Genomic DNA, 14,145 nt, shown 5'->3' with positions numbered 1-14,145 from the left:
ATACTAATTAGCTAACTAAGCTAAGCAAGGATCTAATTATGTCGATTTTTGCGCATTGTGCTCGCGCTGTGTGTGGTCTTGCAATATTTTTCAGCTCTATAAACTTATTCGCTGCAGATCTTTCGTTTGTTGTGCGTGATCAATCTGGAGAGCCTTTAGCTAACGCCGTTATTGAGCTTGAAAGTTCAGCACATTCGTCACCGCAATCCTTGCCAGTAGCGATAATGGATCAGGTAGATAAACAATTCTCACCGTCAGTTTTAGTGATCCAACCAGGGCAGTCTGTGGACTTTCCTAACAGTGATAACATTCGCCACCATGTATATTCATTCAAGCACAGTAAAGTATTTGATATTAAATTATATTCAGACCGTCCAGAGCAGCCGGAGCGCTTTGAAGACCCAGGTGTTGTTGTGCTGGGTTGTAATATTCATGACTCAATGGTGGGGTATATCTATGTGGCAAATTCGAACAAAGTCATAAAAACCACAGCTGATGGCAAAGTGACTCTTAACGGCGTGACTTTACCTACTACCTTTACTGTGTGGCATCCTAATCAATTAACACCGCTCACTAAAAAGCAATCAGTCACCTTATCTGAGCAAGGCAAAGATGTAAGCATTAACGTTCAAGAACCTGCACCACGAAACACATTTGGTGAAATGTTTAAGGGCAACAATGATTAATAGTTTAAGAGGGCGCATCATTGCATTGTGTGTGAGCCTAGTCCTTTTGACTAGCTTAGTTAGCTTGGTAAGTTCCTGGTGGTCAGCGAATCGCTTTAATGATCAAAAGTTACTTGAAGACATTAATGTTGCTGAAAATGTTTTTAAACAGTATCTAAGTGCTAAAGAAAGTTTATTACTTACAGCTGCAAAAGTGTTGACCGCTGATTTTGGGTTTAAGCAAGCGGTTGCTACTCAAGACGCAGACACAATTAGTAGTGTGTTGAATAATCACAGTCGTCGCATAAATGCTGATGTGATGATGCTAATTGATTTATCTGGGCAATTAATTTCCGCAAATACTGATTTTAATCATACGCCTAGTGAATTTACCCCATTAATGAATCAGCTTATGGTCAATGCTGATCAATCGAACTTCATTGTGTTAGATAAAACGCTTTATCAGGTCATTTTATTGCCAGTTCGAGCTCCTCGTACTGTGGCATATAGTTTAGTGGGATTTGAAATCACGGACCTTGTGGCTGAAGAGCTAAAAAATCTCACCACGATGGATGTTAGTTTTATTGGCGAAGATGATGGTGTGGTTGAAACATCACTGGCAGAGCAGCCAAAAAATAACTCAGTATTAGCGCATTTTAATACGCAAACAACACAACGTATTTTTGGTGAAAAGCCCGTTTATCGTAATCGACTTGTGCAGTTACCTTCTCTACCAGGACATTTAGTTTCTGTATTGTTAAGTGCAGATCTTACTCATAGTTACCGAGAATTTGAGCAGCTGTTTTTTACTATTATTATTCTTGCTGCCATAACGGTTGTAATAGGTGTGCTTACTAGTGGCATATTAGCAAAAAACCTTACCACTCCCTTATCAAAGCTCACCTCACTGGCACAACAATTTGCGCTTGGAAACTATAAAGCTGAGTTTGTAGGTAATAAGCAAAGTACAGAAATCATTACCTTAGTTGATGCATTTAATAACATGGGTAATGACATAAAAGAGCGTGAGCGGCAAATAAGTTTTCAAGCAAGTCATGACTCTTTAACGGGCTTTTTAACCCGCTCTGCGATGTTAGAAGCAATGGAGTCATTATTTGAAGAAGGTGCAGAATACACGCTGGTTGCAATCGATATACGTGGCTTACGTCATATCAATGATAAGTTAGGACCACGTATTGGCGATGATTGTTTAAAAGCGGTTGCACAACGTATTGCCGAATTTGCAGCGCACTCAAAAGGAATGAACGCACGTATTGGGGGGGATGAGTTTTTAACCATTCTACCAGCAAGAGATACCGGGCAGTTTAAAGATGCTGTCATGAAGATGCTTGCACAATTACAAGCGGGTTATTTAATTCAAAGCTTAAACATCACGTTACGCTTTAGTGTAGGAGTTGTGCATTGCTTTTCACAAAGTGTCAGTCCTGAAGATCTAATGAGACGAGCATTGATTGCGGTTGACACCGCTTCTTGTGAGCACAAAGCCATTCATTATTACCAAGAAGGCGAAGATGAAGAACACCTTGAGCGTTTAGCGATTATTGATGAATTAAAGCAGGCATTATTGGATGATGACGGTCAGTTGTTTATGACTTATCAACCTAAGCTAAATATTAAAACACAGCGTATTGATAAAGTTGAATCGCTGATCCGTTGGCAGCGAAAAGACGGTCAATGGGTGTCTCCAGAGTTGTTTATCGACTTAGCAGAACAGTCGGGTGTTATTGTTGAGCTGACATCATGGGTTGTGAAGACCGTGGTTTCGCAAGTTGCACAGTGGCAACAGCAAGGGATTACGATGCAAGCTGCTATTAATGTTTCTGCACAAGATATTGCCTATCCTCACTTTTATTCGCACCTAGCAAAACAGCTAGAACAACATAATTTAAGTGGCCATTTGATCACGATAGAGCTAACAGAGCGCGACATGATCGAAAATGAAGAGCAAGGCATTAAAGCGCTAGAAAACTTAAAAACATTAGGTGTAAAAATATCACTTGATGACTATGGCGTTGGGCAAACCTCATTGGGGCGCTTGAAGCTACTACCTATTGATGAGTTAAAGCTGGATAAGTGTTTTATTTTACAACTCGATCAATCGAAGCAAGATCAATTTATTGTTGAGTCAACGGTGAACTTAGGCCACCAGTTAGGTTTTTCTGTTGTAGCTGAAGGTGTTGAAAATAAACCATCGCTAGACTTATTGATAGACATGAAGTGTGATTATGCACAAGGTTACTATTTGAGTAGACCACTAAAATCAGAGCAATTTTTGCAGTGGTTAGAGGTATACAATGAAGCATCTTAATGGGTTTTTTAGCTTAGTTCTTTTAGCCTTTGCAAGTACGGGACACGCAGCTTCAGGAAAATTATTAGCAACACCAGGCGTATCGCAAGTTGAAGGCAGCGCTGGCGGCGGTATCGTACCTTGGGCGCAACTTGCGGGCTATGCAAGCGATAACGAAATAGCCATCAATGGTTTTTGTAGCCGTGCAGATGTGAGTGATTACAGCTTAGATGTATGTGGTGCACAAGTTAACTTTTATGATCGTGTGGAGCTTAGCTACGCGGAGCAGCGCTTTGAAGTTCCAGCATTAAATACCGATATTGAGCAATCAATTACTAGCGCAAAAGTACGTGTCTATGGCGATATTGTTTACAGTAAATGGCCACAGTTGAGCTTGGGTGTACAACATAAATCATTGGATGATGGGAGTATTGCAAACCTATTAGGTGCAAAAGACACCAGCGGTACTGATATCTACTTAGCTGCCAGCAAGTTGCACTTGGGCGCTCTTGCAGGTTACAACTGGTTTTGGAATACCACCTTTCGCTACAGCGATGCGAATCAACTAGGTTTGTTAGGCTTTGGCGGTGCTGATAGCGATAAAGAGGTATTATTTGAAGCATCGACAGCGGTGTTTTTAACGCACCAATTAGCTGTAGGGGTTGAGTATCGTGAAAAATCCAACAACCTTGGCTTAGGGGAGCAAGATTGGCAGGATGTGTTTATTGCCTGGTTTCCTAATAAACATGTAAGTGTAACAGCTGCGTGGCTCGATTTAGGGCGTATAGCTGGTGCTGACGACCAAACTGGTTGGTATCTTTCTGTAACAGGGTATTGGTAATGATGAAACGTCTTTTTATTCTAGTGTGTTGTATTACTTTTCTTGGTTGTGCAGGCAAAAGTAATAACACCGTTTATCAGCAGATAGGCGGCCAACAAGGTATTGAAAGTCTGGTCGATAGTTTTATCAATCAAATAGGCCGTGATGCTGATATTTTGCCTTATTTTAAGCAAACGAATGTTGCACACTTTCGTCAAGGATTCATTATCCACTTGTGCAGTGTTACCAATGGCCCATGTGAGTATCAAGGTGATAGCATGGTCGATATCCATACTGGCATGCATATCACTGAAAAAGATTTTAATCGAGTTGTTGAACTATTAATAAACGCGATGGATGAGCAACAGATCCCGCAAACAGTGCAAAACAAGATTTTAAGCCGTTTAGCACCCCTTCGCCCTGAAGTCATTAATATTTAGCTTTTAACAAACTTTTTATTGATGGCTGAAACAAAAATGTAATTTATGTACAATGGCCGGCATTATCAACTATAAAGCTGTAAAAAATGCAACTATACTTTGATGTTCAACATCTTTATTACATTCCGCAGTACACCCCTGTATTAAAGGAGTTGTTATCAAATGGTCACCAAGTGTCGATGGTTTTCTATGAAAATCAAGATGCACGCAGTTTGGCTGCATGTAAAAGGTTTATAGAAGAACAGGGTATTAATGCGTTTTGGTTAACAAATAAAGAGGAAACCTTCTCTTTCTATCAAAACTCAGACGCAGATTGGGTTATTTTTGGTAATACCTTTGCCGGGGCTGAGCAGCTCAATAAGAAAACGGCGTTGATGCAACATGGTATTGGCCCCAAGCAGTGTTATTATGATGTATCGCATAATAAAACAACGGTACGTTTTGTTGAGGGAGAGCACAGGTTGCAGCGCCTCCAAGCGTTATACCCAGACGGTAACTTTGTTGATAGTGGCTACGCCAAATTAGATCCTATTTTCAACCAAACAATGAGTCATATTGACCTCAGTCGCTTAGGGTTAGACCCTAGTAAAAAAACACTTTTATATGCCCCTACTTTTTATCCAAGCTCGATAGAGTGTATGAGTGACAGTTTTCCTGCACACTGTGAGAAGTTTAATATCATCATTAAGCCGCACTTCTTTAGCTTGTTTAAACAAAAGTACAAAAAGCAGCGAACAAAACTTCAGCGATGGTCAGAGTTTAAAAATGTTTATGTAGCGAATGAGCATGACTTTGATCTAACGCCTTTTTTAGCAATCGCTGATATTATGGTATCTGATGCTTCATCAGCCATATTTGAATTTGCAGCACTTGAAAAGCCTGTCGTATGGTGTGATTTTTATAAGTTACGCTGGTCATATCGTGGTATTTTTTCATTCCGACTTAAATCTCGATTAGATGAAGATATTAAATACTTCAACAAGCTTTGCTCACGGGCAGGAGACTATAACGAGTTGCAAACTATACTTAACTCCGATTTTTGTGAGACAGCAGAGTTTAAAGAGTCAAGAAAACACATTATTAATAAACTAGCGGGTAAAACGGACGGTCGCTCAGCTAAAAGAATAGTATCTTATTTAGAGGAGCATAAATGAAACGTGTAATAACGTTTGGAACATTTGATATTTTCCATGTGGGTCATATTAATATTTTGGAACGGGCAAAAGCTTTGGGCGATTATTTAATCGTTGGAGTATCTTCTGATGAACTAAATCAAACTAAAAAGGGTCGTAAGCCTGTATATAGTGAATCAGACAGACTGAAAATTATTAGTTCTCTAAAGTGTGTTGATGAAGTGTTTGTCGAACACTCTCTTGAACTAAAAGGCGAATATATTAAAAATCATCAAGCTCACCTACTTGTTATGGGCGATGATTGGGCAGGACGCTTCGATCAATTTAAACATCTTTGCGATGTGACTTATTTAACGCGAACCCCTTCTATATCGACTACAGAAATAATTGAGGTCGTAAGGCAGCCATAATACTGTCATCTAAAATTAACATAATAGCTATATGCACATTTATCTTCTTTCTAATTTAGGTTTTAAGATTTTCTCATATGGCTTTTATTTTTATCTCTCGCAGCAATGTACATGCACGCTATTATAAAAAATTAATTAAACAACTATCCTTCAATTGCACACTGCATATTATGGGCGTACCGCGATTAGGCGCTTTAAAATACCTAAAAAAAGCGTCGCAAGTTGACTTTAATAAAGTTATTGCAAATCAACTTTTACGCAAGCAGGCGCGAAATAGCTTGTGGCGTAATGCAATAATCATAAAAGTTTATACGATGTTTATGTTATGTGTAGAGCGCTGCCGCTTTGCTAAGTACTATGATTTACTTAAATCAGAGTCACCCGAAGCTCTGGTAATTTGGAATGGTAATAAGCTGCCAAATATCACAGTATGTATGGCTGCTAAACAGCTAGGACTGACTACTTATTTTTATGAAAATGGGCTGCTACCGGGCACGACTAGTTTAGATCCGAGTGGTATTAACTATGCTGCATCTTTGCCAAGAAACAGTCAGTTTTATTTGAATTTCGACAAAGCGAAACAGCTACCATTTTCAGCTCCTGAGTTAATCCCTCGTATAAATCATAAAAAGCGTTGTCAATTTGATGCTATTGAGCTGCCCGAAAGGTATCTTTTTGTGCCTTTTCAAGTGCCTCATGATACACAGATAGCATGTTATTCACCTTGGTTAAAATCAATGGAAGCGTTATATGATGCAGTTGTGGCCTCGGTGAGAGAATTAGCAGATCCAAACCTTAAAGTTGTATTTAAAGAACACCCATCTTGGCATAAGCATTATGCGCACTTGTACGACAAAGACGACGTTGCAATTTTTGCAAATGGCAACTGTACTCGAGAACTCATCAATGGCGCTGAGGCAGTAATTACAATTAACTCGACAGTCGGCTTAGAGTCCTTATTACTAGATAAACAAGTGATTACCTTGGGACTTGCTTGTTACAACATTGATGAGCTTGTACTACACGCCAGTGATCAAGCTACTTTGATTAAGTCCTTAGAAAAACTACAAAATGGCTGGCAAGCAAATAGTATTGTAAGAGATAAATTTTTTACCTACTTAAAGCATGTGTATTGCTTGCCCGGTGTTTGGAAAGAATGTACAACTGAGCATGTTGAAGCGGTCGAAAAGCGCTTAACTCAGCAAGATACATTTGTACAGCTATCGCAAAAGGAAAGTTAATGAAAAACATTGTCTCGCCAGAGTGGCTTAACGAGCATTTAAACCACGATAATTTGGTTATTTTTGATGCCGGAATGGTGCGTCCTGGCCTGTCTGGGGAATATGCGCCTAAAGCAATGCTACCTAATGCACAGCGTTTTGATTTTAAAAATACGCTGGCAGATAGCACTAACCCTGTACCAAGTATGATGTGCAGTAGCGAGCAGTTTACAGAACATATGCAGTTTGCGGGGGTTAACCAAGACTCACTGGTTGTAATTTATGAAGACCAAGGCTTATTCAGTTCAGCGCGTGCGTGGTGGATGTTTAAAGCCATGGGTTTTGATAACGTAAAAGTTTTAAGTGGCGGTTTAGCTAAGTGGCAGGCACTTGGCTTTGCAACACAAGCAAGCTATTCAGCTGCTTCTGGGCAAGGCAATTTTGTTGCAAGCCCGCGTGCTGATTACTTTATTAGTGCTGAGCAAGTGCTTAACTCACTTGATGAGCAAAGCACACTAACACTCGATGCACGCCCTTATGCTCGATTTACAGGAGAGCAAGCTGAGCCGCGTGAAGGTATGCGCAGTGGTCATATTCCTAATAGTCGTTGTTTATCGCTGTCAACCGTATTGAATGATGGTGAGCTTAAACCGCTTAGCGAGTTGCAGGCATTATTTGAGCAACATATAGCGCCGCATCATACCCAATTGCAATTTAGCTGTGGTTCGGGTGTGACCGCTTGTGCAATAGCATTGTGTGCCGATGAATGCGGTTACGCTAACTTACGTGTTTATGATGGCTCTTGGAGTGAATGGGGCGCTCGTCACGACCTACCTATTGAAACAGGCCCGCATCAATAAACTCAGCGTAATTTTGCCAGCTGCCGATACTGTTTTTATTCAGTGGCTGGCGAATTTGTTTTTTACTCGCGGTGGCTGATGCTGCATTGTTTTTATAAAAAGTTAGGCAGTTTTCCTGCCAGCTTAAATCACAAAACGCATAGAGCTTCTGAGTTTGTTGGGTAGGCTCGGCCACTAATTGCTCATAGCTTTGTAAAAAAACGTTTTCAGGATACTTGTTGGCAAAATGACTGACTAAAGCCAAGTAATCTTGATGGAATGAGGCTATATCTTCAAGTGTAAAGCTGTAGTGATGAAACACACTTTGCGGGCTATACATCTGCCTAAAATTGGCAATGCTGCAATCACGCCACTCCCGTTGCATACAAACGATTTTAGCATTAGGAAATGCCGCTAAAATAAAATCAATATAGTAAAAGTTAAATGGCTGTTTATCACAACTTATAAGGCCATCACTCAGCAGCTGTGCTCTTTGCTGATAGCTAGCGAGTGCTTTAGTTACAGCGGTTGATGAATAAGCTTTATCAAGCATTTCGCTATCAATCACACGAGCTGATTGCGTGGCGTGTTGTATCAATTGCGCAATATCATTTAATTCCCCAATACCTCGTAGCTGTGTACTTTGATTAAGGATTTTTTCAACTAAGGTTGTGCCAGAGCGGGGCATACCAACAACAAAAACAGGCGAGAACTCAGAGTCACTTCTTGCAAGTACTTGCTGCTTACTTTGCGTAATGAGCTTTTGACAAAAGTGGTGGTGTTGGCTTGCTTGATAGTTAAGTTTACTTGCTATGACTTGCTTACTTAGTGCAAAGTACTTAAATGCATTTTTGTAGTCATTGAGGTGCTCATAATTAAGAGCAAGACTATGAAAATACACTTGTTGTTCAACAATGCTTTTTTCTTTATCCGCCAAAGTTTGTAGTTTTTGAATATGTTGCTCTGCATCTAGAACAGTATTGAGTTCAGCCAGCGAATAGTGGGCTTGATAAAAGCGAGGTTGCTTTGTAGTTAGTTGCTGTAACAAGCTTTTAGCTTCATCGAACAGTCCGTGAATTTTAAAACACACCGCCAAATTATAGCTAATTTGTAGGTTATCCTTGTTGCGTTGGTAGGCTGCTTTTTGCAAGTTAAGAGCGTCGTCATAATGCCCTAAACGGGTGGCAATATTAGCTAATGTATCAAAGTCAGCGGCGCTAAAGTCAGCTGTTTGCAACGCGCTTTGATAGTGCACAGCTGCATTACTTACTTTGCCTAACAGTACGTATAACTTGGCAAGGGCTAAATGGTAAATCGCAAAAGAGGCTAGGCTTAGCGCTTTTTCAAGGAGTTTAATCGCTTTGTTGATATCACCAGCTGCGGTGTTAACTTCGCTGAGTAAAAAGTAACAAACGTGGTCTTCAGGATTTTGCTTTAGGCGCTGCACAAGTAGGTAATGTGCATCGTTTAGTTGCTTGTTGCTTAACAACTGTTGGATATGAGCGCGAAGCGCTTGTTGGGTATCATTTAGCATAAGCGCATATTATATCAATTCACCAGAATACTTAATTATTAAAAAGCCCTGCCTAAAAGTGGCAAGGCTTTTATGGGTATGTTTAATTACAGCTCAAAGTTGTAGCTAAACTTCATACCGATAGTACGAGGCGCGGTGGTGTAGTGGCCATAAACACGCTGCAGCTCAGGTAGCTCTTTATTAAGCTCAGCATATTGCGACATACCAGCCCAAGACTTATCACGACGTACAGAAGTGAATGCATACTTATCGAATAAGTTGTCTACGTAAAGCGTTGCAGACCACATATCGCCAGTAATTTTGGCAGATAAGTTACTTAGTGCATAACCCGGTAATACTTCGCCGTCTGCTTTTAAGCCTACTTTGGTGATCACATCGCTTTGCGCTGTAATACCGTAGTTTACGCTTAATAGTTTATCGCCTAGGATATCTTGCTCGTAACGAAGACCAAATGAGAATTGATGCTCAGGAGCACCCGGTAAACGGTCGCCTTTGGCACCATCATAGTAGCTTTGGTATTGCGCTAGGTCGTCGCCTAATACACCAAATAAGTAAGGCGCATCTTCGGTCAATTCAGCCTTTGCATACGCATATGTTGCATACGCTGCCCAGTTATCACCAATCATTGCGCGAGTAGAAAGTTCAACACCTTTAGAATTAGCAGAGCCTGCGTTCGAGGTAATTAATTCTTGGCCATTTACAGTGCTGCTACCAACTTGCGCATCTTTCCAATCAACATTAAATAGCGCTGCATTGAAGTGTAGGCGGTTACGTAACCATGACGACTTAAAGCCTAGCTCATAGTTGACTGTTGTATCTGGCTTGTAATCTTCTTCGTTTGGTAGAGCACAAACAATTTGTTGTTCAGGTAGTACATCAGGGCACGGGGCAATACCGTTACCACCACCAATACGGAAACCCTCACTCACGGTAAAGTAAGCAAGCACACCATTATCGAATGTATAGTTAGCATTAAACTTGAATAAGTTTCCGTTATCGCTGGCGCTTACATTTTCCATAACTAGATTATCGAGTGAATCAAAATCCCCTGAGTAAAGCGGTGTTGCAGAACCTGATGTTGTTGATACATCGTATTCGTAAAAACGAGCACCTAAAGTTATATCAAACTGATCTGTGATGCTGTAGCCGATTTCACCAAAAAGTGCTTTTTCTGTGGTTTCACTATCTGAAATTAGAATATACTCAAGGTCTTGTTCAACATTGGGAATACCGCCACCCCAATACTCAGTCAGACCCGGCGTGTACTCACGGTCATCTGAGTAACTTTCTACTTTGTTGTAGAAGCCGCCTACAATCCAGTTAAAAGCACTATTACTATTTGATACTAAACGAAGCTCTTGCGTAAAGGTATCGCGATCTGAGGTATCGTGCGTGTAGCCAACAAAAGAAGGGAAGTCAGCATAACCTGACCAAATATCGTAAAGTAGATCAGTTTGATCGCGTTGACCAGACTGCTCATAGCTAGACCAACCAGATGCAGATACCAGCTCAGCAAAACCAAGATCTGCTTTTACTTCTAAACTTAATAAATCATTTTCTTCTTCGCCAGGCTCAAGTACACGAGCTACGTTTTCGTACTTTCCTGGGACACCTTGTAGTGCACTACTATCAGCAAGTGAGCCGTATTGCGATGTCGAGTTACCGCCATTTTCTTGCTTTTGATAAAAGTAGTTTAGCGTTGCATCAACATCTTCGGTTGCAAGCCAACGCAGTGATAAACGTGCTGTGGTGATTTGCTCATCGTTAACATCGCTTACGCTTTTTAAGTTGGCATTTACATCGCTGCTGTCTGAAAAGTCAGGGTTTGGGTTTGATACACCCGGTTCTTGAACCACGTGAGTGTAGTCAATGTAACCAGGGTTATCGTAATAGTTTAAGCTGGCACGAAATGCGAGTTTTTCTTCAATAAGCGGAGTGTTGAATACCACGCCAAACTCACCGCCGGTGCCGTCGCTTTCGTTGATACTAAATACATCGCCTGTAACCTGACCTTCTGTTAGATCTAGATCGGGCTGCTTAAGTAAGTAACGGATCGCACCGCCTAAAGTTCCCGCACCATAAAGTGTACCTTGTGGACCAATTAACACCTCTACACGGTCAACATCAGTTAAACGTAAGTCGATGCTAAGTGGAATTTCACCAACATAAGTGGCCACTGTGCCACTATCAGAAATACGATCAGAGGTATTTGTGTTTAAACCACGAACGATTATCGGAGAACCTTCACGGCCACCTTGATCAGAAATTGTTAAGCCTGGTACCCAGCGCGCGACATCTTCAAGATCACCAATGTTTTGGTCGCTAATTACATCACCATTTAGGGCTGTGATATTAAGCGGTGCATCTTGCACTGAACCTGCACGTCGTGTTGCAGTGATTTGAATAGTTTCAATTGATTTATCAACTTCTATAGCATCTTCAGCTGCAAACGTCATATTGCTATTGATTAAAACCGCAGAAATTGCACTTGCAAGTAGAGCAGGCTTAAAGGTGTTCATGATTGATTCCGATTATGTTGTAGTAAATTTATGCTCAAAAATTAAACAAAGTTAATAATTTAAGCGTAATTCTAGAGTGAATTAGTGAATTTATATCCAATTATAATGTATTTTTATTCTTTTCGTCATGTCTTATTTGCAAAAAAATTCACGTTATTTGAATAAATACTCTAGTGAGGAGTCGTTAGTCATTGAAGGGACAATGAGTACACCCGTTGGTGCAGCACTTACCACGCTTTAAAAAGAACCAGCGGCTAAACACCATATAGTTGTTTTCTAATGTGTAATCGAGGTTTTCAATCAAATTACCATGCTGGTAAAAGGGTTTCGCAAAGGCTATTTGCTCAGCCAGGGGCTGTTCATATAGTTTTGATAAAAAGATATTTATCTGTTTTATAGTACACTCACGACATAAGCAGGATGTTGCATTATTAATAGGTAAGATTGCAGGCAGTTCGTTACACCAGCAGGCATTTATATCATCAGCACGACATGTTAATGAGGCACCGCAGTGTGAGCAGGTAAGGGTTGTCATTGAGTCAAGGATTAACCGGTCAGTTTAAAAGGTAAGCATAGCAAATGGATAAATTACACGCATTAAGTCAGTTCGCTTGTTTTGGGGAGTTTTGGGATGAGGCTATCACTGTAATTGCTGCCTGCCCAGATAGCCAAGAGGGTGAATATATATTGACCAAGACAGTATTTCGCCAAGTTCTAGAGCGAGCTATTAATGGTGAAATTGATTTTGATGATCTGGTGCTTTGGGCCAGTGTTTTAGAGTCTCGTCAAGATATAGATGAGAGCGCCGTTGAAGGTGCTGTGTATGCTTTAAGTAATCATGAACAAATGGGTGAACTTACAAAGATGACATTAGTAAGGTTGTTAGCCTTGGTATAAAAATAACTCATCATTAGATGGTAGATTTCTATTACCATTAATTTTAGCTACAATATGCGCCGTTTAATTTTTCGGTAATCACAGTGGCTAATATTTTTAATAACGCAGTTTTAGCGCTTCGCGCACAGCAAATGAGCGAATCAAGGCGCGAATTTAAAGCACGAGGTGCAAAGCTTACTCGTTGTGAGCGTTGTTTATTAGCTGAAAACTATTGCATTTGTGAAGGTGTTGAACAAGCGCAGTGTAATGCCGCAGTGTGTTTACTGATGTATCATAATGAAAGCTTTAAACCATCGAATACAGGGCGTTTGATTGCTGAAATTATTCCTGAAAACTATGCCTTTAAGTGGGACAGAACAGAACCTGATCACGCATTATTAGCCTTATTACAAGACCCACAATATCAGCCAATGGTGATTTTTCCGGCGAGTGATGTTGAAGATGAAACGCGAGTAATCGATGAAGTATCGCCACAGCAAGGTAAGCGCCCATTGTTTATCTTTTTAGATGGTACTTGGCGTGAAGCAAAAAAGATGATTCGCAAAAGCCCTTATTTAGATAACTTACCTGTATTGTCTATTACCCCAGAAAAGCTTTCAGATTATCGTTTACGAGTTGCTCCACATGAGCATCAACTAGGTACAGCTGAGGTCGCGATAATGGTGCTTGCGCTTGCTGGTGAAGTAGATGCTACACAAAAGCTCGAAACGCACTTTATAAAGTTTAGGGATGCATATTTACTAGGAAAGCGAAATAAAGGACGCCCAGAGTAATACTAATTTGCTTAATTAATCCCTCAAAATGATTAAGTATTGTTGCGGATTGGAATAACTATTTTCAGGCAAAAGAAAAGCGCGAACTATTGCTAGTCGCGCTTGCGGAATCTTCTTAATTTTTTGCATCCTGCAATTGAATCTAATCAACTCCCTAAACTTTGCCTATCCATGCGATTGCACTTTACTTTTTGGTTCTATGCAATGTAAGGCTTTCCAGCCTTGTTTCCTTGTCACTCCTTTACATCCATGCGGGTAATTTCTTTACCTATCCTTTACGCGTCGTCCTGACACTATCCATATGTTAGCAATTCCATTGCGATACCTTTCGGCCTGTCCTTTAATCCACTTTTGAAACATCCTGTATAACAACGTCCTGTTGTTATGCCATTTCACATCATCCTGATGTTGTCCTTAGTGTGTCATTCCATTGCGATACTCTTCCTGAGCCTGTCCTTAGTTCCTTTTTATCCTAATGAACCTTATTCCGCGGTTTTATGAGTAATACTTCCATATCCGTTTACTCATTAAGCTTCTTGCTTAGTTGTTGTATTTAAGTATAGGGAATTAGTGAGCATCGAATAGGT

General features: G+C 40.4%; 13 protein-coding genes. 10 read left to right on the top strand and 3 right to left on the bottom strand.

The window, feature by feature from the left end; all coding sequences use genetic code 11:
• Positions 1-38: 38 nt before the first annotated feature.
• The 8 genes from E5N72_RS16710 (at position 39) to E5N72_RS16675 (ending at position 7,856) form a co-directional block, all read left to right on the top strand.
• Complete coding sequence (locus tag E5N72_RS16710; protein ID WP_135926142.1) at positions 39-686, top strand: methylamine utilization protein; 648 nt, start codon at positions 39-41, stop codon at positions 684-686.
• Entirely contained in the window at positions 679-2,994 is a 2,316-nt protein-coding gene (locus tag E5N72_RS16705) for an EAL domain-containing protein (RefSeq protein ID WP_135926141.1), read from the top strand. Before E5N72_RS16710 ends, E5N72_RS16705 begins: the two co-directional genes overlap by 8 nt.
• Positions 2,981-3,814: a DUF3034 family protein gene (locus E5N72_RS16700; RefSeq protein ID WP_135926140.1), complete on the top strand. Its 834-nt coding sequence runs from the start codon at positions 2,981-2,983 to the stop codon at positions 3,812-3,814. Before E5N72_RS16705 ends, E5N72_RS16700 begins: the two co-directional genes overlap by 14 nt.
• A 2-nt stretch (positions 3,815-3,816) precedes the next feature.
• Entirely contained in the window at positions 3,817-4,233 is a 417-nt protein-coding gene (locus tag E5N72_RS16695) for a group 1 truncated hemoglobin (RefSeq protein WP_135926319.1), read from the top strand.
• An 86-nt stretch (positions 4,234-4,319) separates the two neighbouring features.
• A complete protein-coding gene (locus E5N72_RS16690; RefSeq protein ID WP_135926139.1) occupies positions 4,320-5,387 on the top strand; it encodes a CDP-glycerol glycerophosphotransferase family protein in 1,068 nt (355 codons plus the stop codon).
• Complete coding sequence (locus E5N72_RS16685; RefSeq protein WP_135926138.1) at positions 5,384-5,776, top strand: adenylyltransferase/cytidyltransferase family protein; 393 nt, start codon at positions 5,384-5,386, stop codon at positions 5,774-5,776. The genes E5N72_RS16690 and E5N72_RS16685 overlap by 4 nt, the downstream gene beginning before the upstream one ends.
• A 77-nt stretch (positions 5,777-5,853) precedes the next feature.
• A complete protein-coding gene (locus tag E5N72_RS16680; RefSeq protein WP_135926137.1) occupies positions 5,854-7,017 on the top strand; it encodes a capsular biosynthesis protein in 1,164 nt (387 codons plus the stop codon).
• Positions 7,017-7,856, top strand: a complete 840-nt coding sequence (locus E5N72_RS16675; protein ID WP_135926136.1) for a sulfurtransferase — start codon at positions 7,017-7,019, stop codon at positions 7,854-7,856. The genes E5N72_RS16680 and E5N72_RS16675 overlap by 1 nt, the downstream gene beginning before the upstream one ends.
• Here the strand turns inward: E5N72_RS16675 and E5N72_RS16670 are convergent.
• From E5N72_RS16670 to E5N72_RS16660, 3 genes are all read right to left on the bottom strand, one after another.
• Complete coding sequence (locus E5N72_RS16670) at positions 7,831-9,369, bottom strand: sulfotransferase (RefSeq protein ID WP_135926135.1); 1,539 nt, start codon at positions 9,367-9,369, stop codon at positions 7,831-7,833. The genes E5N72_RS16675 and E5N72_RS16670 overlap by 26 nt on opposite strands.
• Before the next feature lie 86 nt (positions 9,370-9,455).
• Entirely contained in the window at positions 9,456-11,888 is a 2,433-nt protein-coding gene (locus tag E5N72_RS16665) for a TonB-dependent receptor (RefSeq protein WP_135926134.1), read from the bottom strand.
• A gap of 184 nt (positions 11,889-12,072) precedes the next feature.
• On the bottom strand, positions 12,073-12,423 hold the full coding sequence (locus tag E5N72_RS16660) for a DUF5522 domain-containing protein (protein ID WP_135926133.1): 351 nt from the start codon (positions 12,421-12,423) through the stop codon (positions 12,073-12,075).
• A 44-nt stretch (positions 12,424-12,467) separates the two neighbouring features.
• Between E5N72_RS16660 and E5N72_RS16655 the strand changes: the two genes are divergently transcribed.
• The gene (locus tag E5N72_RS16655) at positions 12,468-12,785 is read left to right on the top strand and encodes a hypothetical protein (RefSeq protein WP_135926132.1); all 318 of its coding nucleotides are present in this window, start codon (positions 12,468-12,470) and stop codon (positions 12,783-12,785) included.
• A gap of 131 nt (positions 12,786-12,916) precedes the next feature.
• Positions 12,917-13,558, top strand: coding sequence for a tRNA-uridine aminocarboxypropyltransferase (locus tag E5N72_RS16650; protein WP_135926318.1), 642 nt, complete (start codon positions 12,917-12,919; stop codon positions 13,556-13,558).
• Positions 13,559-14,145 lie beyond the last annotated feature (587 nt).

The sequence above is a fragment of the Pseudoalteromonas sp. MEBiC 03607 genome, assembly GCF_004792295.1.
Taxonomy (GTDB): domain Bacteria; phylum Pseudomonadota; class Gammaproteobacteria; order Enterobacterales; family Alteromonadaceae; genus Pseudoalteromonas; species Pseudoalteromonas lipolytica_C.
This window is presented reverse-complemented; position numbering and strand designations above follow the sequence as displayed.